We start from the raw sequence: 24,977 nt of genomic DNA on the forward strand, positions 1-24,977 counted from the left end.
AACGATGCCAACCCCACCCCGCTCCTCTGCAAGGCTTGTGCAGTTCGCCACCTGCCTGGGCTTTTTCGTGGTGCTCATGGATGTCAGCGTGGTCAACGTCGCGCTGCAAAGCTTGCGCCTGGCCATGGGCGCCGGCGTCACCGGCTTGCAGTGGGTGGTCAACGCCTACGCACTGGTGTTCGCCTCGCTACTGCTGCTGGCCGGCACGCTGGGCGATCGGCTGGGCGCCAAGCGCGTGTTCATGATCGGCTTCGGCGCATTCACGTTCGCCTCGATGGGCTGCGGTACCGCCCACAGCCTTGAGGCACTGATTACCTGGCGCCTGGCGCAAGGTGTTGGCGCGGCACTGTTGGTGCCCACCTCGCTGTCGCTGCTGCAACAGGCCTTTACCGATGAAGCGGCGCGCAACCGCGCGGTCGGTTGGTGGGGCGCCGGCGGCGGTATCGCCCTGGCTGCCGGCCCCGTGATAGGGGGGCTGCTGATTGCCACATTGGGGTGGCGCAGCCTGTTTTACCTCAACGTACCCATCGGCCTTGCCGGTCTATGGATTACCTACCGCTATGCCCCCACCTCCCCCGCACAACCGGATCGGGCCCTGGACATACCTGGGCAAATCACCGGGGCACTGACCTTGGCCAGCTTCACCTTTGCCCTGACGCAAACCAGCCAAGTGGGCTGGACAAGCCCCGTCACCCTGGGCACCGCGTTACTGAGCTTGCTGCTAGGCACCCTGTTCATTTGGCTGCAAGCACACACGCCCCGCCCCATGCTGCCGCTGAGCGTGTTCCGCAACCCCACGCTGAGCAGCGCAACCCTGATCGGGCTGATGGTGAACCTGGTCTTCTACGGCATGGTGTTCGCGTTCAGCCTGTACTTCCAGGCCATTGAACAGTTCACACCGGAGCAAACGGGCTTGGCTTTCTTGCCGATGATGGGGGTTCTGATGGGCATGAACATCGTGGCTGGCAAGTTGATGGGCCGCATCGGCAAACGCGCCCTGGCCACCGTTGGGTTGCTGATCAGTGCGTTGGGCTACCTGCTGCTGATACCCGCGTTGGCGGCACAGGCCTATGGCTGGTTGGTGGTGCCGATGTTGTTGGCGGGGGGTGGGATTGCGCTGACAATTGCGACCATCACCAGTGCGACCTTGGCGGCGGTCGACAGAAGCCAGGCGGGCATTGCGTCTGGGCTGCTGAATGCGGCTCGCCAGGTTGGCGGAATCGTGGGGGTGGCGGTGTTTGGGTTTTGGGGGCGAGGGGTAACGGTGGAGGGTTTTATGGCGGGGTTGGGGTTGGCTTTGGTGGTTTCGGTGGGGTTGTTGGTGGTAGGTGCGGGGGTGGGGTTTGTGGGGTTGCGATGGGGTGAGAGCGGTGTCGGTGTGAGGGCCTGATACACGGCGGCGCCCACTTGATATCAAACAGTGCTCATTCAAGAAACAGAACTAGGACGGTCGTTGCTACCCTTCACCCGCGTACACGTGACGAAACAAAACCTTCGGAAAAGTCCTAGGATTTATCCTACAACTCCTGCAATAATTGAATAATTCGCTTACATTTCCTTAGTTGTGCTCATCCCATCCCGTAACTATTCTCCCTGCGCCACGGCTCATCCGCGGCCGGGTTTGGTCACCCGATGCTATGAACACTCCGTACTGCCTAGCCATGCTCTCGCATGACGTTTTATGGCAGCTGTGCGCGGGGCATCTTCTGATGCGCCGAGGTGTCCGTAGCTCGGTTGACCAACCCTCGCACAGTTGCCACCCATTCGTTTGGTCACGACGGGTTGGTAATTCCTTGAACTCTACGCAATCTCCATCATGGTCAAACCAACCCCCGATCCACCCAAAATCCCCCTCTACCTACCCGCCGACCACCCCCTGAACGCCACCCCCAGGTTCACCGTCGACCTGGACCAAAGTGCTGGCCCAGCGCTATGCGATTTACCACGCCAAGCTCAACGTCGAACGCTGTAAAGCCGGCCCAGGCGTTGGTGGCAGTTCTGGCGAATACCCAAATCCTAAAGCCACCGCTCGTATCCGCCATTTGGAATTTATTGATAAGGATTTTGACCATGAATGACATCACAGAAACCACCACGCTGCCCTTCGGCACCTGCGATTCAGAACAACAACCCTTCTTCAGTGTGAACGCAGGCATCAGCCTGGAAGATGCACTGACCCATCTGTCGCACTTACTCAAATGCGCCCATGCCTCAACGTTCGAACTGTGCGACACGCCCAACCCTGACCGAGGGTTGGTGTGGTCTGCACTGCACCACATTGACGGGGCTAAAGGGTTGGTGGATGCGTTGTTAGCAGGCTACGAGTGATCTGATCAAAAGCCTTGCCATACTTAGATGCGAAGTACCCGTAACGATTACGCGGCAACGTAACCTGCTGTCCGCTGCCGCAGGCTGCGATGGGGCGCACGGCGTCCCTGGTTTTCGATCTATTCGCGCCCACGCCTATTCGCAAGCAAGCTTGCTCCCACCTCCAACAGAATGCGGCACGTTGCAGCCAATGTGGGAGCAAGCTTGCTTGCGAAAGGCCGCGCGGGCGCCGGTCTCAGCATCACTTGCTTCGCGGACCAATCCGCGCCTACAGACAAATAAGTTTGGCTGGGGGTTTCTGGCGGCCATTCGCAAGCAAGCTTGCTCCCGCAGTCGTGGCAAAGTGCTCAGCGCCCCTCCAACAGAATGCGGCACGTTGCAGCCGATGTGGGAGCAAGCTTGCTTGCGAAAGGCCGCGCGGGCGGCCGGTCTCAGCATCACTTGCTTCGCGGACCAATCCGCGCCTACAGACAAATAAGTTTGGCTGGGGTTTTCGGGCGCCCATTCGCAAGCAAGCTTGCTTCCACAGTCATTGCAAAGTGCTCAACACCTCCAACAGAATGCGGCACGTTGCAGCCAATGTGGGAGCAAGCTTGCTTGCGAAAGGCAACGGTGAATCAGGCATTCCGCGCCGCGGGCTTCGCGGATGAATCCGCGCCTACAGACAAATAGTTTGGCTGGGGTTTTCTGGCCCATTCGCAAGCAAGCTTGCTCCCACAGGCGCCGCGATCAGGCCATGAGCGCTTATTGCAGCCACGACATTTCAATTGCACGGCGCCGGGGCACTTATTGCCACATTTGTGGACCAAGACTGGCAACTGTCGGCGCCACGGTGTATGGCGCCGTTTACCTGGAGATTTAAACCGCATGGAGCACCCCTCTTGACTCTACCCTCGCCCTTTCGTAACGCGTTGGTCGGCGCAAGCTTGCTGGTACTACTCAGCGGCTGTGGATCCTTCACCAATGTCAGATCTTTTTCAACGCCCTACAGCCTGCCAGCGAGTGATCAGACAGCACGCTTGCGAGTGTTCAGCGATGGCATGGTCAGGGCCATCCCCAAATCCGCTTGCATCGACTACCGCCTGCCCGGCGCCGGTGTGCTGGTGGCGCCGCGCAAAGGCTACGCTGACCGCAATAACGAAAGCCTGGGCATGCCACCCAATGACGCACAGCCACCTGGCACGGTGTCGAGTGAGTTCAAGATACCGGCAGGCGAGCCCATGGCCTTTGTCTACAACCGCGATGGTTGCTACAACACGTTCACCTTTGTACCCAAGCCGGGAGCGGACTACGAACTTAACGCCTCGGGAAGTTCCTATTGCACGGTGGTGGCCAGGCAACTACCGCAGGGGTCGGAACCGGGCAAACCTGTGCTGTTGGGCGAGAGCAAAATGTGCCGATGGGCGGACAACTACTAGGCTCTGTAGAAATATATTCTAGCGAAGGCCAGGCAAGTCGGGCATCGCGTGATTTACGTTCACCCTCCAGGTCATAGCCCATGAGCATCACCGCATTGGAGGTGGCATGAATGCAGAACACGCACGCCCCCCCAATACCGCAGGTTCCGTCAACCTTTTGCCGCGCCCGGCCAGCCGGCCTGATGCAGCGCGTCGAGCAGCGTCTCAGCGTCCAGCCCCGGCACCGCATGGCCATTGCCTTCGGCGGTGTCGCTGGCTAGCAAGGCATTGATGATTGCTTCTTCCACCGCTTCGGTGGCAGCCAGGAACAACTCGCTGATGTGGTCATTGTTGACCATGCTCAGGTTGTCGGTGGTGGACGCACGCTTGCACTCATAAGCGGCCGGCGGCACATGATTGCCGGTGGCGAAGGCGATGAAGATGTCACCACTGTGGTCTTCGTTACCGCCACCGGTGCGGGCCAGGCCCAGGCTTGCACGTTGCGCCAGGCGCGTACATTGGTGCGGCAGCAACGGCGCGTCGGTGGCCAGGCAAACGACTATCGAACCCATGCCTGGGTGCGGCAACGAAGCCTTGAGGAATGGCGAGTCGGCCTGTTCCATGTAGCGCCCGACCGGGTAGCCGTCCACGCGCAGTTCGTTACGGATGCCGTGGTTGGCCTGCACGATGGCGCCAACGGTCCAACCGCCCTGCGCACTGCCCAGGCGCCGCGATGCGGTGCCGATGCCGCCCTTGAATTCGTGGCAGATCATGCCGCTGCCGCCGCCGACCGCGCCTTCCATCACGGGCCCACCCACCGCACTTTCCAAGGCGTGTGCCACATGCTCAGGCTTCACGTGAAAACCGTTGATGTCGCTGAGCAGGCCGTCATAGGTCTCCAGCACCACCGGCATGTTCCAGTACAGACGGCCGTCATCGGGCTGTTGTTCACGGTCCAGCACCACCAGCGCATCGCGCACCACGCCCAGGCTGTGGGTGTTGGTGAACGCGATGGGGCTGGTCAACAAACCCGCCTCGCGAATCCACTCCAGGCCGGTGGCGTCGCCGTTACCGTTCAACACGTGGACACCGGCAAAACACGGATGCTGGCTGGTGGAACCGGCTCGCGGTTCAATGACCGTGACACCGGTCATAATGTCCCGACCGTTGGCGGTACGCCCCCGCACATTACTGTGGCCCACCCGTACGCCCGGCACATCAGTAATGGCATTCAGGGCGCCAGGTTGCAGTTGGCCGAACCGAATGTTCAGGTCGCGGGCACGGGGCTTGATCGTGTCTTTCATGAGTGCTCTCTTATTCGATGGGTTTCATGACGGGGCTTGGCCAGGCATCGCCAGAACGGGCCTATCAGGCGCCGGTCTTCACCGTATTCCAAGTGCGGGTCCGCACGCGCTCAGCCTTCAACGGCAGTGGTTCCAGCGGAAATAATGTGTCCAGGACTTGCTTGGACGGATACACCCCTGGGTTGTCGCGGATTTTCTGATCGACCAGCGCGGTGGCATCTTTGTTGGCGTTCGGGTAGCTCAGGTAGTTGGATGACTGCGCGATGACTTCAGGGCGCAACATATAGTTGATAAAGGCCAACGCTTGCTCAGGGTTGGGCGCATCGTTGAGCTGTACCAGGCTCTCCACCCACACCGGAGCCCCTTCACGCGGAATGCTGTAGACAAGGTTGCGATGGTTGCCAGCCAGCTCGGACGCTTTTTGCGCATCGGCAACACCCCCCGCCCATCCCAGCACGACGCAAATGTTGCCATTGGCCAGGTCAGAGATGAACTTGGAAGAATCGAAGTAGGCGATATGCGGACGCAGTTTGAGCAGGAGTGCCTGGGCTTTTTTGTAGTCGTCCGGATTCTGACTGTTGTAGGGCAGCCCCAGGTAGTGCAACACAATGGGAATAACCTCGTTAGGCGCGTCCAGCATGGCCACGCCGCATTGGCTCAGTTTGGCCACATTTTCCTCCTTGAAAATCAAGTCCCAGGAGTTGACTGGGGCATCTGGGCCCAGTATCGATTTAACCTTGTCCGCGTCATAGCCGATGCCAGTGGTGCCCCATAGATAGGGGGCCGCATAGCTGTTTGCGGGGTCGTTGCCTTGTAACTTGGCGAGGAGATCGGGATCCAGGTGGGACCAGTTGGGTAACTGGCTGCGATCCAGTTTTTTCAGCACGCCCGCTTTGATCAGGTTCGGCAGCAGGTCACCACTGGCCACCACTACGTCATAGCCGCTGCGGCCGGCCATCAACTTGCTTTGCATCACGTCACTGTTGTCGAACACGTCGTACACCGCGCTGATACCCGCTTCTTTCTCGAAGTCTTTAATGGTGTTCGGGGCGATGTAGTCATACCAATTGTAGACATGAAGACTGCGCTTGGCGGCTTCATCAGCCTCGGCGCAGGCCAGGCCGACACTGAACAGCGAGACCAGTGCGATTTGCAGGTAACGAGTGGGTTTCATGGGGGTGCTCCAACGCGTTGGCACCGGGCCCAGGGACACGAGCACGGCGACGGCCAGTAATGAATTATGGTTATGGCAAGGCAGATCGGCGTTAAGACGGGGCAACCGCCTTGGCGTGGTCAGCCCCCTCGCCCCCGACCAAGGGGATCAGCAGTTCACGTCGGCCATCCGGGTGCTCGACCCGCTCGCCGGCCAGCAGCAGGCGGCGGTCATTGAGGTAGTCGTATTCCTGGCGGGCGGTGCGCAGCAGGTCGAGATCCAGCTCCACCACCTGACGGCATTCTGCGCGCCCCGCTTCGAACAGCGTGCGCCCGAAGGGGTCGATTGCCGCGCTCCCACCGGCAAAAACGAGGCCCTCATCGCCCTCGCCCACTCGATTCACCATCACTGCGAATGCTTGGTTTTCCTGAGCACGGGCCATGATCGCGGTACGGTGCACAGGGCCGTACGGGTCCATGTTGCCGTTGGTGACCAGGATCAGCTCGACGCCAAGCTGGCCGAGTGCGCGAGCACTTTCTGGCAACTCAATGTCGTAGCAAATCAGGATGCCGACGCGGATGCCCTGCCAAAGCACAGTGGCATAGCGATCTCCAGGCTGGAACAAGCCCCGTTCCGACGGCCAAAGGTGGGTCTTGCGATAACTCAAGGCGATGCCTTGCGGGGTGATCAGCAATGAGGTGTTGTAGAAGGTGCCGGCGGCGTTCTCGGCCAAGCCAATCACCACAGAGACATTGCGTTCGTTTACGGCGCGCTGTACGGCCTGCACACTGGGACCGTCCAGGGGCTCGGCGACATCAGCGAGCTGTTGCGCGCTGGCAAACCCCATCAACTGCGTCTCTGGAAAAATCAGCAGATCGGTATCTGCAGCGCAGCTAGCGATGGCCTGCAAGGTACGCTCTAGGTTATAAGCGGTATCGCCATCGCGACCGGTTAGTTGTACAAGCTCAATCTTCATCGGTGATCCTTTCACGTGTATTCGGGTCGCAATCGCCAAACTGAACAGCACCCGCCAGGGCTGAACAAAGTATGGAGAGCCATAAAACGGAAAGTAATCACTTCGATGGGGTAACCCCATATGGGTAGGAACGTGAGCATCACATTGCAGGACATGGCCTGGCACCAGGCGATTGGCAGGCTGATCGAGGCACTTGACCGTCCTAATTTCTGGCTGGTCCTGGTGCGTCTGCTGGGCAGGTACATTCCGGTGGACAGTTGGGTCGCGCTGATTCTCAGCAATAGCTGCCCGCAGGTGCTCGCAGAATGCCCTGGCAAGGATGGCGGGCCAGACCCCCTGTTTCAGGATTACCTCAAAGGCCTGTACCTGCTCGACCCCTTTTACCTGGCCAACCGGGAAGCGCCACACAATGGCTTGTTTTGGTTAGCCGACGTGGCGCCGGAGTGCTTCGAGCAAACCGACTACTACCAACGCTATTTCCGCCTCAATATCGTCGCCGACGAAGTCCATATCAACGTCCAGCTCGACGCGCAACGCACCCTCAGCCTGTCGCTGGGAAGTGAGCGCCCCTTCAGCGCAGACCAGATCGCCCTGCTCACACTCATCCAATCCTGGGTTGCCCCTTTGATGCGTCAGCGCATGGCCTTCGAGCGCGAGGCACTGGAGCAGAGCGCCTCGCCTGCGCCCAACTGGCAGACCTGGCTGGGCTCCACGGACCAACAGTTGGACACCCCGCTCTCTGCCCGCGAACTGGATGTCGGCCGGTTGATGCTCAGCGGCTGCTCGAACAAGGAGATCGCGCGCAAGCTGGCGATTTCCGCAGAGACGGTGAAGGTCCATCGCAAGCACATGTACAGCAAGCTTGGGATTAAATCTCAGTCAGAGTTGTTTTCTTTGTTTTTGAACGCGCAGAGCTGAGTCTGGTATTTCGAGGTGGGGGGCTATTGTTGCACTTTGCGACAGGCCGCAATCGGCCAAAAGCGGCCACATCAAATGGACGTGCACAACGTTTCAATTGGAGTTGAGCTATCGTAACTGCGCTCCCTACGGATCATGACTCTAAACAATCAAGGACACGCTATGAATGGAAATCGTCGCCCCCTACTCGCACTGACGCTCAGCACCCTCGTTGCCGCATGTTTGCTGACAACCCAGAGTTTTGCGGCCGATATGGCACCTCCGGGGCCGATTGCCGACACCAAGGTGACTGAGTCCTACGTTCGGATGATGGCGCGGGAGGCGTACTTTTGGGGTTGGCCGATGGCCAACATTTTCAACCGCCGCCAGACCTTTAAAGACCTGCCAGAACCCGGTCTGATGGGCGGAATCGTGCCGGTGGCGCCAATCAACCACCTGTCATTGCTCAGTGACTATATCGATCCTGCCGAGCGTCTAGTGGCTTGTCCAAATCAGGACGTGGTTTACGGCGCCGGTAGCATTGCCCTGGATCTGGAGCCGGTAATTATTCAAGTGCCAGACTTTGGAAACCGTTTCTGGGTTTATCAGGTTGTCGACCTGCGCTCTGACAGCTTTGCCGAACTCGGCAAGATGTACGGAACAAAACCTGGCTTCTACCTGCTAGTAGGCCCTGACTGGAAAGGCAAGGTACCCGCCGGCATCACCAAGGTGTTCCGTGCGCACACCAACACCGGCTTTGTGATTCCCCGAGTATTCCAGGACGATACGGCAGGTGATCGCAAGGCCGTGCAGCCGACACTGGCCGGGATTGATATGTACCCGCTGTCCAAGTACGACGGCAAGGTCAAACGCCGGGACTGGTCGCAGCTGCCGAAATTTCCATCGCAGGAATCAGGCAGTAGCGAAACCAAATGGGTCGTGCCAGAGAAGTTCTTCGACGAGTTGCCAGCACTGCTCAAAGACGCCAAACCGCTGCCAGGCGAAGAGGCCCGCTACGCGCAAATGGCCGCTCTCGCTGCTATCGCCAAAGCTGATCCGCAGCTGAAGGCCGCGATGATCGATGAAGCCAAAAAGGCCGACAGCGAAGTCGTCGACCCACTGTTGCAGTTCCGCAACTACGGCCTGCAACTGCCCCACCACTGGAGCACCGTTAGCAATGGCGCGGCTTTTGGTACCGACTATTTCACCCGAACTGCGGTTGCGCGCTCGAATATCTTCGTCAACCAGCAAAAAGAGACCAAGTACTTTTACCAAGACCTGGATGCATCCGGCACTCGTCTGAATGGGCAGAACGGCTACAGCGTCACCTTCCCCAAAGGTCAATTGCCGCCGGTCAAAGGGTTCTGGTCGTTGACGTTGTATAACGAGCAGCACTTCTTCTCCCCCAACGATCTGGCCCGTTACTCCATCGGCACCAAAAATAAGAGTTTGAAGTCCAACGCTGACGGCTCACTGACGATTTACGTGCAAAACGAATCGCCGGGCAAGGACAAGGAAAGCAATTGGTTGCCGGCCCCCAAAGGCGCAGATTTCTCGCTGTATATCCGTGCGTACTGGCCAGAGCCAGCGGCGCTGAACGGCCAATGGACACCCCCCCCTGTTGCGAAGGCTAACTGAGAGCCAGCGAGCGCCGCATAGGCGCTCTTCTCTATCAGCCAGGCATACTCACTGGACTTATGCACTCGAATGTCAGCTAAGGGTCGATTCTGTTGAAAAGTCGGTTTTCTCAAACGGTCAGAAGACTGATCGGCGAAAGCGCCTTTTTAGCACGCTGCTACGTTAAATCTGGACCTAAAGCCTCTGCGAAGATTCTGGATTTCAACCTCCGACGCGCACGTTTCTGCCATAAAAACGCAGGCCGACTTTTTCAACACAATCGGCCAGGAGCAGTCAGTCACGAATGACTACTTTTCGTCTCGAACAGTGATCGGATACGAAGAACGGCCTTAGCTGTTTCGGTGCGTTTGGTTGCAATAAACCGACACCTGACATTCCTTACGGAGTCATCAACGATACGCCATATTCCATGCTCTGGCTGGATCTGCGCTCTGAGCCCATCGTCATTCCGTACCGGCAGTCGTAAAAAACGTTAATACTCGGTGCAGTTTATCGATGGCAACACTTATAACTACCGCTACATTGGCAGTCGCGCCACTGGAACGGAACCTGGCGACTATTTGGTAGTTGGCCCTGATTGGAAAGGTTCGCCACCTGACGGAATCAAAAAAGTCTTTCACTCGACCACGCCCTTCGCGCTCACTGTTTTCGGACTCAACTGTTCAACGCAGCGGACATGCCGAACGTAATGAAGGTTCAGTCAGGGTACAAAGCGCAGACACTCTCGGCATTCCTTAAACAACCGGCTCTAGCCGCCATACCCAATACTGATTTCCCCCCGGCCACCTCCCAGGGAATCAAAGATAACTTCTACGAGTATCTGGATGCCGCGCTTCAATTCGTGCCAGAAACCCCACTGGATAAAAACCTGCGCGCCAGACTCGCCAGCATCGGAATCGGGCCCGGAAAGACCTTTGAGTTCAAAGATCTTTCCGAGGAACACAAAGCGGCCGTTTTGCTCGGCATGAAGGACGGTGAGGAGAAAATCGAAAAGTTTCTCGCATCAAGGGTCAAGCAAGTCAATGGATGGAAGGTCGGCTCTGTTTTTGGAGACGAGAACTTTTACAACGGCAATTGGCTGATGCGTGCCACCGCTGCGAAGGCTGGTATCTATGGCAATGATGCTGTCGAAGATGTGTACCCCATTGCCAGCAACGACGCAAAAGGTGAGCTTCTCGATGGAAGTAAGCACAATTACACGCTGACCTTTCCAGCCGGCAAACTACCGCCAGTAAACGCTTTCTGGTCAGTCACGATGTACCACGGCAAGAGGCAGCTGTTGATCCAGAACTCGATCAACCGCTACCTCATCAATTCGCCAATGTTGCCCAGCATGAAAAAGAATGCCGATGGATCACTCACCCTCTATATCCAGAAGGATTCCCCAGGCAAGGCGAAAGAAGCAAACTGGTTGCCAGCCCTCAACGGCCCCATCTATCTCGTTATGCGCCTCTACTGGCCGAAAACGCAGGCGCCCTCCATTCTTCCAGCTGGTTCCGGAACATGGTCGCCACCGGGCATCGTGCAGGCAAAGTGAAAGCTCCACCACCATAGTGACCTTGTGCACAGGTCACTACGGAAGTCCACTATGGGTCGGCTGTGCCAAATCCAATGGGGCCGATCTCAGGATCAATGTGAACGTGACCGATTATGGTCACGCTCGTTGACTTACTTTCCCTCACGAGCGGGTCACTGTCGACCCTCTGACGTTCAAGGTGATCGGGGCTCTTGTTTCCATAACTACGGAGTGGCCCTGGATTTGTTCGATCAGCAGCGCGACAGCGGCCGCAACTTGCTGCTCAGGGTGCATATCGATAGCTGTAATGGGTGGCCTGCTCAACTGCGCTCTCAGCCCATCAGAGTCCTGAGCGACCAGCAGATCGTCAGGCACGCGCAGGCCCAAAGACTCTGCCGCCGCAACGATGGCAGGGCCAAAGTCCTCGACTAACCCTATGATCGCCCGAGGCCGATTGGGCGCTGAAAGCACTGCGCAGGCTACCTTATAGGCCGACTGATAAATCTCCTCACGAGTGCGCGATTCACTGATCGGCACGGTATGGGACACCGCTGGCATGTCGTGTGCTCGCATCCAGTCCACATAGGTTTGCTGTTCTTCGTCCAGCAAATCCCAGGGCAAATCGTGCGTCAGCAAGGCAATAGAGGTCGCTCCGGCCTCAAGCAAATGTTCAAGCAGCGTGACCATGGCGCGATGGGTATCGGGGCAGACCGTGCAACTGGTGCTGCTTTGGGTATCCCGGCCCAGAAGGACATGCGGCAAGCGATTCTTGAGCAGGACGTGCTTGCGAGGATCGTCCTGAACGGGATCGAGCAGAATCACTCCATCCAGCCCCAAGCGCGCCGCCTCTTCCGCTGCGCATGTCATGTGTAGCAGCGTCAGTACCCGCCCTGACTCGAAAGCAGCCTGGCTAGCACCCGCCACGATTCGCCCATACCAGTCCGAAGACAGCAATTCGTGCAGAGACAAATTGGCTACTTGGGGAAGAAACAAGCCAATGGCATCCGATTTGCCCAGCACCAAACTGCGTGCCGCGCGACTGGGTACATAACCGATTCGCTGTGCAGCCTCAGCGATCCGTGTCCGCGTCTCCTCGTCAACACGCCCTTTGCCATTGAGCGCGTGGGACACCGTCGTATTGGAAACACCCGCTTCTCGGGCAACGTCCCCGATGTTGGGGCGTGGTGTTTTGCTCATCGAAACTCCGTTGTAAATCTTGTTGACAACGCAAGGCAAGTCAGCCAACTCTATTGTCGCCAAAACGTTTTGGCAACAACAATAATAAGCGAGGGGTACACATGCCCAATTCTGAATCACGGCCCGTGAATGGCGGTTCGGCAGGGACTTTGGCGCACCGGGTCGGTGCTTGGCAACTGATGTTTTTCGTCATTGCCGCAGCGGCGCCCTTGGGGTTTTCCCTAGGGGCGATCCCCTTGCTGGTGGGGCGAGGCGGTGTCGCGGGCGGTGCAGTGGTTTTCCTGCTCGCGGCCCTGGTTCTGGCAATTTTTGCAGTCGGCTACATCGCGATGGCGGCTCGTCTGAGCCGAGTGGGCGGTTTGTACGGTTTCGTTTCGGAGGGCCTGGGGCCTATGGCCGGCGCCGGTGCTTCATACGTGGCACTACTGGTGTATGCCTGCGCGGCAATTGGCGGTGGCGGTGCCTTTGCAGTGTTTCTAGATGCAACGGCTCTGGACCTGCTGGGCTTCAGCATGCCGTGGTACTTCTGGGCATTGGGTATGACGCTGCTGATTGGTGTGCTGGGTACTCGCAGCGTTGCAGTCAATGCGCGCGTGCTGGGCGTGGTCATCACGCTGGAAGTCGCCATTTTGGTGGTGCTGTCGCTGGCGATCCTTCTGAAAGGCGGGCCTGAAGGTCTCTCGCTGATACCTGTTTCGCCATTCGGTGGCATCGACTCTCATGCCGGCGTGCAATTCGCCATCGCCATTTCTGCCTTCGCCGGTTTCGAAGCCACAGTCCTCTATTCCCGGGAAGCGAAGGACCGCAAGCGGACCATCCGCAATGCGACCTTTGGCTCCCTTGCCCTCATGGGCGGGCTATATGCGCTGGTCACCTGGGCAATTATCAGCGCCTACGGTGTCAGTAACGCGATGAATGTCGCCAATACAGAATCAACCACCCTCTTCTTTACCGCCGCCAACACTTACCTCGGCAGTTGGGCAGTCAAGGTACTGGAAGTTCTGGTCGTCGCCAGTTGGTTTGCCTCGGTCCTTGCCTTTCACAATGCAACCGCCCGCTATCTCGCGGCCATGGCCAGCGATGGCCTCGTCCCGCGCAAACTGGCGTTTTTGCACCCGCGATTCGGCTCACCCTGGGTCGCCAGCATCACCATGACGTGCCTCGCCCTGGCGGTGACATGCATCTTCATCGCCGCTAATGGTGACCCTTATCTCGATTTGTATGTACTCGGCTCTGCGCCTGCCGTTATCGGCATCCCTGCGTTGGAGGTGCTGGCAAGCCTGGCAATACTGGCGTTTTTCCGACGTTCAGGAATGGAGGCTCATGTATTCCAGCGACTCATCGCCCCCATTGTCGCAAGCCTGCTCATTGGCTTCGTGTTAATCACCATCCTACTGCAAATGGACATCTTCACCGGCCGAACCGGCTGGGTGAACTGGATCATTCCGGGCTCGATTGTCATCGCAATGCTGCTGGGCATGGTGCGATTCAAGGGGCTCAAACAAACGAACACTCAGAACCAACCCGTCTAAATCAAAGACACAAATGTGGAGCAGTAACATGACCTATGACCCGTTTTCCCGAGGCGTTTTCCCCGTCGGGGTTAAGTCGGACGAGTGGCTGGACACTTCACTTGATCGCACCGTTTCGGTTGAGATCTGGTACCCAGCAACCGAAGCATTCGCCGGTGCGGATCTGGACCCGAACACACAGGATGAATTTGTTCCTGGCTGGGCGGCCGGTGACAGTACCGATGAAGTCGAATTGAGCCGTCAGGCGGCAGTGCGCAACGCTACCGCACGAACTGAGCGATATCCCTTGGTTCTACTGGTTCATGGGTGGGCGGGTTTCAGACGCGAAGCGACCTTCATCGGCACCCATCTTGCCAGCCATGGTTATGTCGTGGTTTCGCCAGATGTTCCAAGCAGTACATTCCAGGACGTTGATGCATTCCTGAACTCTCAGGAACCACTCGGTAACGCCGCCAACCTTAACGCCCACCTGGAAGAAGTTGCATTAAGCCGGAAGAACATTGTTCCGTTTCTGATTTCGACGGCGGCAGAAAAGCTCAACGCCTTGACTGAAGACGTTGGCATCGTGGGTGCCAGTTTCGGAGGCTGGACTGCACTTTGTGCGCCCGCGTGGGATACACGTATCGCGGCCATCGTCCCGATGTGTCCCGCCAACAGCATGGCGCCGACCGTCGATCCAAGTTCCTCGGCACTGGACATCGACTGGGCCTGGAATCGGCCAACGCCGACGCTGCAACTCGTTGCAGATAGAGACGCCCTGCTACCGCTATACGGCCAACTCAACGCATTCCGTTCGATTCCAGTCGGTGCCTGGAAGCGCATGGTCATTCTCGCTAACGCCGATCACAACCACTTCGTAGACAACATCGACGTTGGGCAGGAATGGCTTCGTGAATATGCGCAGCGCTTATCCCGTCTGTTTCCTAACGGCCCGGCGCAATGGGATGTCGTTGCGAAAACCGTGGTACCTGCAAAAGATGTATGTCGTGGAGCCGATGCGCACGTGTCCTGGCGCGGTCTGACACTGGCACACTTGGATGCGCACCTTCGTGGAGATCAGCAGGCGCTCGGTTTACTGAGCGGGAACATTGAAGATCTCATGGCCCGCCACGATGTCATCGTGAGCACGGTAGGCAATCATGACTGACGCGCAGACCGAAATTGGCATTGTCATCGACACCGCCTACGAGGCGCTGGCATTCGAGGCAGGCAGTGCACCCCGGTGGGATTTGTTTCGCGAGGTTTTCCATGAGTCTGCCATTCTGGGCCTCAGGGTGTTTCCCGGCGACCCGGAAATTTCGATACTGGATCTGCTTCAATACATGCAGGCCCAGGTTGCAAATGGCATCAAGGAAAACGGTTACTCCGAGACAGTCGGCGAACGTACCATTCGAATATTCGGTGAGGTCGCGACGGTCGAACAATATTTCACTATGAACTTCGCTAATGCCGAGGCAGCCTCTGCCATTGACATCTTTTCGTTAGTTCGACTGGACAGCAGTTGGTGGGTTGTTGCGGTGATTAGCGACACAGCCCACGCATAACCAGATTAAATATCAACAGCCCGACACATTGTTTAGTGTCATAACAACGCCACCAAACAGATCCTTGTTTAGGGCATATGTACGCCTGCGCCTGGCGCAGGTGTGCCTTATGGATAGCCGCAACATAGTTAAAAAGCAAACTAATTATAAAAACAACAAAGGTGCGAGCCATGACGTCTTATTTGTTTCTGGATTCATTTACCTCCATGGAAATCATCAGGGCAGGACCGGCCTACTAGCACATCAACGATTCATTTATAGCTCCCGCTCAATTAAGCGTTTATTGCTGTAGACAATAACCGATTCCCTTTTGTTACCCACGCCTCTCCAGTTTCAGGGGAGCGGCTTCGTGCATTCCGAGAAAAGCTAAACCATGAACAACTACTTAAAATGGCTGGCATGTTGCACGCTGGTTAACTGTTCAGCCAACGCGCACGAGCTTTACAACGGCGAAAATGGCAGCCTGAATCTTAATCTGGAACTCACTGTTGCACCGCTGTATAGCTCCTTCGATTATGGTGCGCATACCGACCAAAACGTTAAATGGATGGAAGGTTATATTCGCGGTGGTTTGAGCGGTACAACGCCAGTATTGGGTGGCACCGCTTACGCTACGGTGAGTGTCATTACGTCGAAGGTATTCGGCGACGGCGATGCCGCAGGCACTAGCAACGGACATGAGTCGAACACCGTTACCGACAACGCGTTTGCAGGCTGGAAAAACGACTGGCTGGACCTCTCTGCAGGGCGCCAAAGCTACACCATGGGCGATTCATTCCTGATTGCCGGTGATCGACTTGCCTATGGCGACAAGATTGGTGGCGGGATGAGCCGGGGCGGGATGTATTACCTGGCGCAACCGACTTCATTCAGCCAGACCGCCATTGCTCGCGTCCGCCCCGACGATCATGTGTTGATTGAAGCCTTTCACCTGGAATCAAACAATGACGGTCAAGGTGCGCCCATCCTCAATGGGGTCAACGCTGAATACACCGTTAGCCCGGGTAACTCCGTCGGTGCGGCTTACATCAAGGTGGATAACGTCGATTTAAAGCGAGCCGGAGGCTTCTTTGCCCTACGCAAGGACCTGAACGTCTACAACTTGCGAGGCAAAACCAACCTGGGTATTGAAGCGTTGTCAGTCGAAGGGGGTTATGCCAGTGAACAGTCCAACGACGTCGACGCCAACGCCTGGTATTTCGGCGCTGGTTATCAATGGAATGCTGTGCCACTAACGCCCAGTGTGAGTTACCGCTACTCGCGCTTTTCCGGAGACGACCCCGACAGCCGCAAATCCGAGACATTCGATCCGCTGTTCTATGGCCCTTCGACAACCGACATGGCCTGGGTTCAAGGCGAAATCGCCGGGACCTTCGCCGGCCCGTTCAACAGCAACGTTCGCGCCCAGCGTTTGACCGGCCGGGTTGTATTGAGTGAAAAAGTGGCATTCAGTGCCATGGCCTACCGTTTCGACTCAGAGCGTGATTCAGAACACATCGCCGATGAACTGGATCTGTATCTGCAAACTTTCCCCACCGCCAACCTGGTGGTAATGCCGGTATTGGGGTTCTGGAAGCCTCACCAAGGCGCAGAGGCCATGTATGGAACGGATGATGTGCAAACGTTCGCCGGACTGATCACCACGCTCACCTTTTAAAGCCTCTGCTTACCGCGTGGTCTACCTAAGACTACGCGGTAAACACCGGCAAGTTGGTCTACCTGCGTATCGAGTTGCAGCCGCTATATCGCCTGCCAAGCAGTAACGCCATCGCCTTTACGATTCGCGCTTATCTGCTCAGCCTCGAAGACATCGTCCCCAACCCGGCCTGGACTAAGCACTTAAAACCTGACCTGGGGCGATGGAAGCGTCGCGAGCAGCGGCGGGAAATAGATCCATGACTGACAACAACTATCCCTGTAGAAGCTGCCGCAGGAGTTCCAACGAGGACATGAAAATGCAAACCAAATTACTGATTAACGGCCAACTGGTCGACGGCGAAGGCCCCGCCCAACAGGTGTTCAACCCGGCGCTGGGCCGTGTGCTGGTGGAGATCAACGAAGCCAGCGAAGCTCAGGTCGATACTGCCGTGCGCGCCGCCGATGCCGCCTTCGACAGCTGGTCGCAAACCCCGCCGAAGAACGCTCGCTGCTGCTGCTCAAACTCGCTGACGCCATCGAAGCCCATGGCGAAGAGCTGGCCAAACTTGAGTCGGACAATTGCGGCAAACCCTATAGCGCCGCACTGAACGACGAGATCCCGGCGATTGCCGACGTATTCCGTTTCTTCGCCGGCGCCAGCCGTTGCATAAGCGGTTCGGCCGGCGGCGAATATCTGCCGGGCCGCACCTCGATGATCCGCCGCGACCCGGTGGGCGTGATCGCCTCCATTGCGCCGTGGAACTACCCACTGATGATGGTCGCCTGGAAAATCGCGCCTGCTCTCGCCGCCGGTAACACCGTGGTGCTAAAGCCGTCGGAACAAACCCCGCTGACCGCGTTGCGTTTGGCGGAACTGGCGTCGGAAATCTTCCCGGCCGGCGTACTCAACCTCGTCTTCGGCCGTGGTCCTACCGTGGGTAGCCCGCTGGTCACGCATCCGAAAGTGCGCATGGTGTCATTGACCGGTTCCATTGCCACCGGCGCGAACATCACTTCCAGCACCGCTGATAGCGTAAAACGCATGCACATGGAACTGGGCGGCAAGGCCCCGGTGATCATCTTCAATGACGCCGTGGAAGGTATTCGCACCTTTGGTTTCTACAACGCCGGCCAGGACTGCACCGCAGCCTGCCGCATTTATGCGCAGAAAGGCATATATGAGAAATTCGTCGAGAAGCTCGGCGCGGCGGTCCGTAGGAGGATCGCAAAGGCACACTGCTCAGCGAGGATGAGGTGCTTGAGATCCGAGACAACGCAACCGCGACAGCAGTGCCTTTGAGTGCCGCCTTTGCGTTGGAGAAAGATCGGGGTTATAGAGACATCGTCCCGGAAGAGTGCTGGAAGGAGTGGCAGCGGGTACGCTCATCCCTCTGAGTAACCATGGGCTGGCCCCGTAACATTGGAAGCCACGGGGCTGGCTATTGAGCGGCCTGAGCCAAGGCTGGAAGTCGGTGATTACAGTCCCAGCAATGCTTTGGGCAAATCCAACCCCGAAGACCTTGGCCGGTGTCGCAAAACCCGGCTGCCGAGCACCGTTCAATACTTGACGCGCAGCTTCCACCGCTGCCAACGGCGTATAGGAATAGCCATTGACGGTTTCGATCAAAGAGGTCTGGATGCCCGGGTGGGCCGTCCTTGCCGTCGTAGTCTAGGCGCGCGGTAATACCCAGCGGCGCGAGTGCAGCTTCATAGAAACGGATAGAGCGTGCGATGTCGCTTACCGATAAAAATAGATGATCGAGCACGGTGTAGCCCTCGCGTGTTCAGATGTTGTAGCCACCGGCAACTTCGATAGTCTGGGCATTGATCCAGGCCCCCTCCTCGGACAGCAGCATAGCGATAACCCGCGCGACGTCTTCGGGCTCGCCCACCCTGCCGAGCGCAGTTTGCGCCGCCAGCATCGCTTCGAACTCATCGTTCAGGCCGCCACCCAGCTCGGTACGGATGGCACCCGGTGACACGGCATTGGCCCGTATGCGCCGCTCGCCAAGCTCCTTGGCCATGTAGCGAGTGAGCACTTCGAGCCCGCCCTTGAAGGCTGCGTACGGCGCAACGCCTGCGGTGGCCACGCGGGTAGTGGCACTGGTCAGGTTGACGATACTGGCGCCTTCGGCCAGCAGCGGCAGCAACGTTTGGGTGAGAAAAAACGGGCCTTTGAGATGCACGTTGAACAAGCCATCGAACTGCGCCTCGCTGACGGCGGTCAAGGGGTTGAACAGGCCATGGCCGGCGTTGTTGACCAAGCCATTCAGCTGGGTGGCATCCCAGTTTTCCAGTAGTGCCCCCGCCACTGACGCCCTAAATGCCTCGAAACCGCCAACGTCCGATACATCGAGCTTGAGGGCTACGGCCTTGCCGCCCGCTTGCTCGATACGGTCCACGACCGAAGCTGCGGCCTGGGGGTTGGTGTTATAGGTCAAGATGACGCCCAACCCTTTTTTGGCAATATGCACGGCAGTACTGGCACCAATACCGCGACTGCCGCCTGTGATCACGATGACGCCCATGTTCGTTTCCTCTGTGGTTGGAATGAGCGTCCACAGTAATAACCAACGCCGGGCGGGTCTTATCCGTTCCTACTCGAAACCTGCCTGTTTCTGCTTTTCGCTTGCGCGCGGGGCTGTTCTACCTTCAGCATGCGAGGCATGGACAATCAACTCAAAGCACTCAGATCAATGGCGGCCGGCGCTGAAAACCGCCGAACCGAAACAGGCATTCCGCGCGTGGCCATGGTGCAGGGCAAGATCCCCGAGCACCTGCTCGCAGCGGTCTATGACCCAATGATCAACGTAATCCTGCAAGGTAGCAAAAGCATGACGGTCGGGGATAAGACCCTGCGGTATGACCCGGCGACCTATTTTGTGATGTCCATCGATTTACCTGCGGTGGGTTTGGTACATCCCGCTGCGTCGGGTGAGCCATATCTGGCAGTCAGCTTGACGCTTGATTCGCAAGTCTTGTCGACATTATTCGCCGACCTGCCCAAACATGCCGGCCGCGTGGAAAATAGTCCGGGCTTTTCGGTTGCCTCGGTCACCACCGACCTGATGGATGCCTGGGTGCGGATGCTGCGTCTAATAGGCGATCCCGACGCCATCGCAGCGCTAGCGCCGGTGTATGAGCGCGAGATCATCTTTCGTGTCCTCCAGGGACCGCATGGCTGGATGCTCAGAGAGATTGCAGCGCCTGATACCGCCATGGCCCGGGTGAACATGGCAATCCAATGGATTCGCCGCGACTTTGCCGAGCCCATCGGCGTCGAACGTTTGGCGGAACGAGCGTCGATGAGCGTGTCGGCATTTCATCGCCACTTCAAGGCAGTCACGAATTTAAGCCCTTTGCAGTATCAGAAACGCGTGCGCCTGCTCCAGGCACGAACATTGATGGTGGCAAGTGCCAAGAGCGTGATGGCTGCGGCCTTCGAGGTTGGCTACGAAAGCGCCACGCAATTCAGCCGAGATTATGCGCGGGTGTTCGGGCTCCCTCCTGCACAGGACGCGGGAAGGATCCTCGGGGATACGAGAGGTATTGGACGCTAGCCGGTGGGCGGATTGGAACCCGTTGGTGATGCCTCCAAACTCTAACTCTGGCCTGTCACAACGCGCACATCATCGCCTATGTGCGCAAGCCCAGGGCGAATTTTGAACCAGATGGAGTACATGGCTGGCAAGAACACCAAGGTCATGACAGTGCCTCCCAAGGTGCCTCCAATCAAGGTATAAGCCAAGGTGCCCCAGAACACCGAATGGGTCAGCGGGATAAATGCGAGGATTGCCGCCATGGCCGTGAGCAACACCGGCCGCGCTCGTTGCACAGTCGCTTCAACCACAGCGTGAAAAGGATCGAGCCCTTGCTTTTCGTTGTGGTCGATCTGGCCGATCAGGATCAAGGTATTGCGCATCAGGATGCCGGATAAAGCGATCAGCCCTACCAGAGCGTTAATACCGAACGGTTGGTTGAACAAGAGCAAGGTTGGCACTACTCCGACCAGCCCAAGCGGTGCGGTAAGGAAAACCATCACCATCGCAGACATCGACCGTACCTGGATGATGATGATCATCAACGTCACGGCAATCATTATCGGAAACAGCGGCAGCAACGCGACAGTGGCCTTTGCGGACTCTTCGATCGACCCCGCTTGATCGATGCGATAGCCGTCTGGAAGGCTGGCGATGATAGGCTGCAACGCGTTCATGATGTTCGAGGACACATCCGGTGGTTGCAGGTCTTCGGCAATATCGCCACGCACGGTGATCGTCGGCATGCGGTCACGGCGCCGCAGAATGGGATCTTCCATGCGCACACCGACCTCGCCTATCTGAGCAAGCGGAATACGCTGGCCGGCCGAACCTACCAGGGTAAAGCCCTCAATCTTTGCAGGGTCCAGCCGTATACCCCCTGCTGCCCGCCCCATCACTTCCACCGAACGAATATCTTCGCGAACAGCCGTTATCGGAATACCTGAGAGCAAGAATTGCAGTTGCTGGGCGACTGCGCTGGACGTGAGCCCAACTGCCTGCAACCGGTCCTGGTCCAGGGAGAAATGCAGTGTCGGCACCCGCGGCCCCCAGTCGGTATTGACCGTGCGCATCATCGGGCTTGCCTGCATGACGCTTTCCACCCGCCCCGCGATCTCACGCAATTTAACGGGATCCGGTCCCGTCACCCGGTATGCAACAGGAAAGGGTGAATAAGGGCCGAAGACAAGCTGAGTCGCTCGCACGCGCGCCTCAGGTGCGAGTCCTTCAGCGACCGCTTCCCGAATACGCAACTTGAGCGCTTCGCGCGCCTCCTGGCTGTCCGTCAGCACCACGATTTTCGCAAACGATGGATCGGGTAACTCTGGCGCCATGGCCAGGTAAAAGCGTGGGGACCCCTGGCCAATATAGGAGGTCACGATTTTCGCGGCATTCTGCTGTTGGAGCCAGGCTTCGATCTTCGCCGTCGTCGCACTGGTTTGTTCAATCGAGGTGCCATATGGCATCTGCACCTCGATCAATACTTCTGGACGGTCCGAGGTCGGGAAAAACTGCTTTTTAACCAGCCCCATTCCCACGATGGCCACGCCAAATATCAGGATGACCGCGCCTGCCACTAGCCATTTCAGGCCGATCACTCGGGTCAGAACCCGACGAAAACGGTTGTAATGCGGCGTGTCATAGATCGCGGCATGCCCACCTTCGACCGGCTTGATGTCGGGCAACATCTTCACACCCAGATAGGGCGTGAAGATCACTGCGACCAGCCAGGAGGCGATCAGCGCGATGCCTACGATCCAGAACATGTTGCTGGTGTACTCACCAGCCGTAGACTGCGCGAACCCGTTGGGCATAAAGCCAACCGCCGTGACTAAGGTGCCGGCAAGCATGGGCGCTGCGGTATGGCTCCAGGCATAAGCGGATGCCTTGACGCGGTCATAGCCCTCCTCCATTTTCACCACCATCATCTCGATAGCGATAATGGCGTCATCCACCAAAAGACCCAGTGCGAGGATCAGTGAACCCAGGGTAATACGGTCAAAGTTCTTACCCGACGCCTCCATGACCACGAACACGATAGCCAATGTGAGCGGCACAGCCGCCGCGACCACCACACCTACGCGCCAGCCCATGCTGAGGAAGCAGACCAACATCACCACCAGCAGCGCAACGAAGAATTTGATCATGAACTCGTCAACGGCCGAACTGATGTTCACTGATTGATCGGTGACCTTTGAAAGCGTCATACCCAGCGGCATGCCTTGGTTGATTTTTACCGTCTCGGCATCCAGCGCTTTACCAAGGTCCAGCCCATTCCAGCCATCGCGCATGACGATGCCCAACAACAAGGCAGGCTCACCCTGGTTACGGACCAGAAAGGTCGCGGGGTCTTCATACCCACGTTCAACCGTCGCCACGTCTGACAGCTTCAGGGTTCTACCCTGCACGAAAATCGGGGTATTGCGGATACTGTCGAGCTTGTCGAACGCGCCATCCAGGCGCAGCAGTACTTGCGGCCCGCTGGTTTCAATCGAACCGGCAGGCGTCAAGGCGTTCTGGCTGTTCAGGGCAGCAAAAATATCCTGGGGAGCAATACCCAGTGTCGCCAGCCGCTCATGGGAAAACGACACGAAGATGCGCTCGGTCTGCTCGCCAATAATATTGATCTTTTTCACGCCCGGCACATGCAGCAGGCGCTGGCGCAGCGATTCAGCATCGCGCACCAATAAACGCTGGGGCTCACCTTTGGCCTTGAGCGCAAACAGTGCGAATGTCACGTCCGAGAACTCATCGTTGACCATCGGGCCGATAACGCCAGCCGGCAAAGTTTTGGCCGCATCGCTCAGCTTTTTACGCGCTTGATAGAACTCTTCCTGCACCTCGGATGGCGGAGTTTTATCCAACAGCGAAACCATGGTGTAGGCCATGCCTGGGCGGGTGTAAGTCTCGCTGCGGTCATACCACTTCAATTCCTGCATGCGTTTTTCAAGCGGCTCGGCCACTTGGTCCTGCATTTCTTGCGCGGTCGCACCCGGCCACACAGAGATAACGGTCATCTGTTTGACGGTGAATGGCGGGTCTTCTGCACGGCCCAGTTTGAAAAATGAAAGAGTACCCGCGACGACGATCAACAAAATGAGGAACAGTGTGATGGACCGTTCGCGAACGGCCAGTGCAGAAAGATTGAAACGGGACCCGCTCATGGTCGGCCCCCGCTGATCCCGCTACCCAACTGCTGGACCAACACTTGCTCACCCTCGTGAAGTAAATGCGCTCCCAAGGCAACGACCTGTTCACCGGGCTTGACGCCGCCACTCACCGTCGCCGAGTCATCGCTCAAACCCAGTAGCTGAACCGCACGCCATGAAACTATTGCCGGCGTACCCGCAACTACCCAAACGCCGGGCCCCTTGCCCGGGTCGTAGAGGGCAGCCATTGGAACCGTGAGCTCAGGCTGGGCGGCCTGGCCGTCTTTGATAAGCAGCGTGACGGTAGAACCCAGCGGCGGGTTAGCGTTGGCGCCATCGAGCACATACCGTGCCTCGTACGTACGCGTGAGCGGATCAGCCGCGTCAGACAGCAGCCTCAGCTTCGCAAGGATTACCTTCGTATCACTGCCGTACAATTTAGCCTGGGCCTGGTCGCCAATGGCGGGGCGCACGGTTTCGGGTAAATGGATGATGGCCTCGCGTGGCCCCGCCTTTGCAAGTCTTACTACGGGTTGACCGGCGCTTACGACTTGCCCGGGCTCTGCCAGAGTTTCAATCACTACCCCGTCGGCATCGGCGAGCAAAATGGCGTAGCCAGTGGCATTGCGAGCAACATTGGCTTGGGCTTGCGCAGCGTTCAGTTCTGCCTTGGCCGTGTCGGCCATGGATTTGATCCGGTCGTACGCCGAGGCGGAGATTGCGCCTGCGCCTACCAGATCGCGATTACGTGCTTCGTCATCCGCCGTTTGTTTAGCGCGTGCACCGGCGGCCGCAACGGCCTGCACTTGGGCTTGCGCCTGGAGACCAAGGTCGATGGGATCCAGACGCATCAGGGGCTGCCCCCGTTTGACGATCTGCCCAGTATCCACCAAGCGTTCCAGCACCTTCCCCGAGACGCGAAAGCCCAAATCGCTCTGAACGCGAGCCACCACAACACCGGTAAACGAACGCGATACGCCATTAGCACTCGCGACAGTAGCGGTTCTTACCAACAGTGGTTGAGTTCGCGGATCGCGCTCGGTCGACGACTCTCCACACGCAGTCAAAACGAAAGGAAGCAAACAAACGGCAAGGGTTGCAGATCTGGACCGGAGCATGGGATCCCTGACTCGTATCAAGTGGACAGGGAACCGATTCTCCAGATAGTG

Annotated in this window: 22 protein-coding genes and 2 pseudogenes; 16 read left to right on the forward strand and 8 right to left on the reverse strand. The window is 57.8% G+C overall.

Annotated features, from left to right (window positions below):
- Positions 1–4 precede the first annotated feature (4 nt).
- The 4 genes from L9B60_RS29895 to L9B60_RS29910 all read left to right on the forward strand — a co-directional run bounded on the left by L9B60_RS29895 (position 5) and on the right by L9B60_RS29910 (position 3,746).
- Positions 5–1,390, forward strand: coding sequence for an MFS transporter (locus L9B60_RS29895; protein ID WP_249674781.1), 1,386 nt, complete (start codon positions 5–7; stop codon positions 1,388–1,390).
- 526 nt (positions 1,391–1,916) lie between these two features.
- Positions 1,917–2,078, forward strand: coding sequence for a hypothetical protein (locus tag L9B60_RS29900; protein WP_249674782.1), 162 nt, complete (start codon positions 1,917–1,919; stop codon positions 2,076–2,078).
- Positions 2,071–2,328 carry a DUF3077 domain-containing protein gene (locus L9B60_RS29905; RefSeq protein ID WP_249674784.1) on the forward strand — a complete coding sequence of 86 codons (258 nt, stop codon included), beginning with the start codon at positions 2,071–2,073 and terminating at the stop codon, positions 2,326–2,328. Before L9B60_RS29900 ends, L9B60_RS29905 begins: the two co-directional genes overlap by 8 nt.
- A gap of 1,025 nt (positions 2,329–3,353) precedes the next feature.
- The gene (locus L9B60_RS29910; protein WP_249680222.1) at positions 3,354–3,746 is read left to right on the forward strand and encodes a hypothetical protein; all 393 of its coding nucleotides are present in this window, start codon (positions 3,354–3,356) and stop codon (positions 3,744–3,746) included.
- 149 nt (positions 3,747–3,895) lie between these two features.
- Here L9B60_RS29910 and L9B60_RS29915 read toward each other — a convergent pair whose 3' ends face one another.
- From L9B60_RS29915 to L9B60_RS29925, 3 genes are all read right to left on the reverse strand, one after another.
- Positions 3,896–5,017: a DmpA family aminopeptidase gene (locus tag L9B60_RS29915; RefSeq protein ID WP_249680224.1), complete on the reverse strand. Its 1,122-nt coding sequence runs from the start codon at positions 5,015–5,017 to the stop codon at positions 3,896–3,898.
- A 76-nt stretch (positions 5,018–5,093) separates the two neighbouring features.
- Positions 5,094–6,203, reverse strand: a complete 1,110-nt coding sequence (locus tag L9B60_RS29920) for a polyamine ABC transporter substrate-binding protein (protein ID WP_249680226.1) — start codon at positions 6,201–6,203, stop codon at positions 5,094–5,096.
- 91 nt (positions 6,204–6,294) lie between these two features.
- On the reverse strand, positions 6,295–7,158 hold the full coding sequence (locus L9B60_RS29925) for a carbon-nitrogen hydrolase family protein (RefSeq protein WP_249674785.1): 864 nt from the start codon (positions 7,156–7,158) through the stop codon (positions 6,295–6,297).
- Between the two features lie 132 nt (positions 7,159–7,290).
- Here L9B60_RS29925 and L9B60_RS29930 point away from each other — a divergent pair, with 132 nt between their 5' ends.
- From L9B60_RS29930 to L9B60_RS29945, 5 genes are all read left to right on the forward strand, one after another.
- A complete protein-coding gene (locus L9B60_RS29930) occupies positions 7,291–8,076 on the forward strand; it encodes a LuxR C-terminal-related transcriptional regulator (RefSeq protein ID WP_249674786.1) in 786 nt (261 codons plus the stop codon).
- Positions 8,077–8,238: 162 nt separating this feature from the next.
- Entirely contained in the window at positions 8,239–9,693 is a 1,455-nt protein-coding gene (locus L9B60_RS29935; RefSeq protein ID WP_249674787.1) for a DUF1254 domain-containing protein, read from the forward strand.
- Between the two features lie 388 nt (positions 9,694–10,081).
- The gene (locus tag L9B60_RS30555) at positions 10,082–10,159 is read left to right on the forward strand and encodes a DUF1254 domain-containing protein (protein ID WP_438866164.1); all 78 of its coding nucleotides are present in this window, start codon (positions 10,082–10,084) and stop codon (positions 10,157–10,159) included.
- Positions 10,160–10,175: 16 nt separating this feature from the next.
- Positions 10,176–10,382 carry a DUF1254 domain-containing protein gene (locus L9B60_RS29940; RefSeq protein ID WP_249674788.1) on the forward strand — a complete coding sequence of 69 codons (207 nt, stop codon included), beginning with the start codon at positions 10,176–10,178 and terminating at the stop codon, positions 10,380–10,382.
- Positions 10,370–11,230 carry a DUF1254 domain-containing protein gene (locus L9B60_RS29945; RefSeq protein ID WP_249674789.1) on the forward strand — a complete coding sequence of 287 codons (861 nt, stop codon included), beginning with the start codon at positions 10,370–10,372 and terminating at the stop codon, positions 11,228–11,230. The genes L9B60_RS29940 and L9B60_RS29945 overlap by 13 nt, the downstream gene beginning before the upstream one ends.
- A gap of 141 nt (positions 11,231–11,371) precedes the next feature.
- Here the strand turns inward: L9B60_RS29945 and L9B60_RS29950 are convergent, their stop codons facing one another.
- On the reverse strand, positions 11,372–12,406 hold the full coding sequence (locus L9B60_RS29950; RefSeq protein ID WP_249674790.1) for a LacI family DNA-binding transcriptional regulator: 1,035 nt from the start codon (positions 12,404–12,406) through the stop codon (positions 11,372–11,374).
- 101 nt (positions 12,407–12,507) lie between these two features.
- On the opposite strand from L9B60_RS29950, the gene L9B60_RS29955 reads away from it, so the two are divergent.
- From L9B60_RS29955 to L9B60_RS29980, 6 genes and pseudogenes are all read left to right on the forward strand, one after another.
- Positions 12,508–13,938: an APC family permease gene (locus L9B60_RS29955; RefSeq protein WP_249674791.1), complete on the forward strand. Its 1,431-nt coding sequence runs from the start codon at positions 12,508–12,510 to the stop codon at positions 13,936–13,938.
- A gap of 28 nt (positions 13,939–13,966) precedes the next feature.
- Positions 13,967–15,085 (forward strand): alpha/beta hydrolase family protein, encoded by a 1,119-nt coding sequence (locus L9B60_RS29960; RefSeq protein WP_249674792.1) that lies wholly within the window; start codon positions 13,967–13,969, stop codon positions 15,083–15,085.
- Positions 15,078–15,482, forward strand: coding sequence for a hypothetical protein (locus L9B60_RS29965; protein ID WP_249674793.1), 405 nt, complete (start codon positions 15,078–15,080; stop codon positions 15,480–15,482). The genes L9B60_RS29960 and L9B60_RS29965 overlap by 8 nt, the downstream gene beginning before the upstream one ends.
- Before the next feature lie 373 nt (positions 15,483–15,855).
- Entirely contained in the window at positions 15,856–17,139 is a 1,284-nt protein-coding gene (locus L9B60_RS29970; RefSeq protein WP_249674795.1) for a porin, read from the forward strand.
- Positions 17,140–17,192: 53 nt separating this feature from the next.
- Complete coding sequence (locus L9B60_RS29975; RefSeq protein ID WP_438866037.1) at positions 17,193–17,381, forward strand: heme-dependent oxidative N-demethylase subunit alpha family protein; 189 nt, start codon at positions 17,193–17,195, stop codon at positions 17,379–17,381.
- 56 nt (positions 17,382–17,437) lie between these two features.
- Positions 17,438–18,420, forward strand: a pseudogene (locus L9B60_RS29980) (aldehyde dehydrogenase family protein).
- Positions 18,421–18,744: 324 nt separating this feature from the next.
- Here L9B60_RS29980 and L9B60_RS29985 read toward each other — a convergent pair.
- Together L9B60_RS29985 and L9B60_RS29990 are read right to left on the reverse strand one after the other, a co-directional pair.
- Positions 18,745–18,886: pseudogene (locus L9B60_RS29985) on the reverse strand (VOC family protein); the annotation flags it as partial.
- An 18-nt stretch (positions 18,887–18,904) separates the two neighbouring features.
- The gene (locus L9B60_RS29990) at positions 18,905–19,648 is read right to left on the reverse strand and encodes an SDR family NAD(P)-dependent oxidoreductase (protein WP_249674796.1); all 744 of its coding nucleotides are present in this window, start codon (positions 19,646–19,648) and stop codon (positions 18,905–18,907) included.
- A 138-nt stretch (positions 19,649–19,786) separates the two neighbouring features.
- Between L9B60_RS29990 and L9B60_RS29995 the strand changes: the two genes are divergently transcribed.
- Positions 19,787–20,680: an AraC family transcriptional regulator gene (locus L9B60_RS29995; RefSeq protein WP_249674797.1), complete on the forward strand. Its 894-nt coding sequence runs from the start codon at positions 19,787–19,789 to the stop codon at positions 20,678–20,680.
- 41 nt (positions 20,681–20,721) lie between these two features.
- Here L9B60_RS29995 and L9B60_RS30000 read toward each other — a convergent pair whose 3' ends face one another.
- On the reverse strand, positions 20,722–23,823 hold the full coding sequence (locus L9B60_RS30000; RefSeq protein ID WP_249674798.1) for an efflux RND transporter permease subunit: 3,102 nt from the start codon (positions 23,821–23,823) through the stop codon (positions 20,722–20,724).
- The gene (locus tag L9B60_RS30005) at positions 23,820–24,926 is read right to left on the reverse strand and encodes an efflux RND transporter periplasmic adaptor subunit (protein ID WP_249674799.1); all 1,107 of its coding nucleotides are present in this window, start codon (positions 24,924–24,926) and stop codon (positions 23,820–23,822) included. Before L9B60_RS30005 ends, L9B60_RS30000 begins: the two co-directional genes overlap by 4 nt.
- Positions 24,927–24,977: the final 51 nt, after the last annotated feature.

Source organism: Pseudomonas abieticivorans (assembly GCF_023509015.1).
Classification (GTDB): Bacteria; Pseudomonadota; Gammaproteobacteria; order Pseudomonadales; family Pseudomonadaceae; genus Aquipseudomonas; species Aquipseudomonas abieticivorans.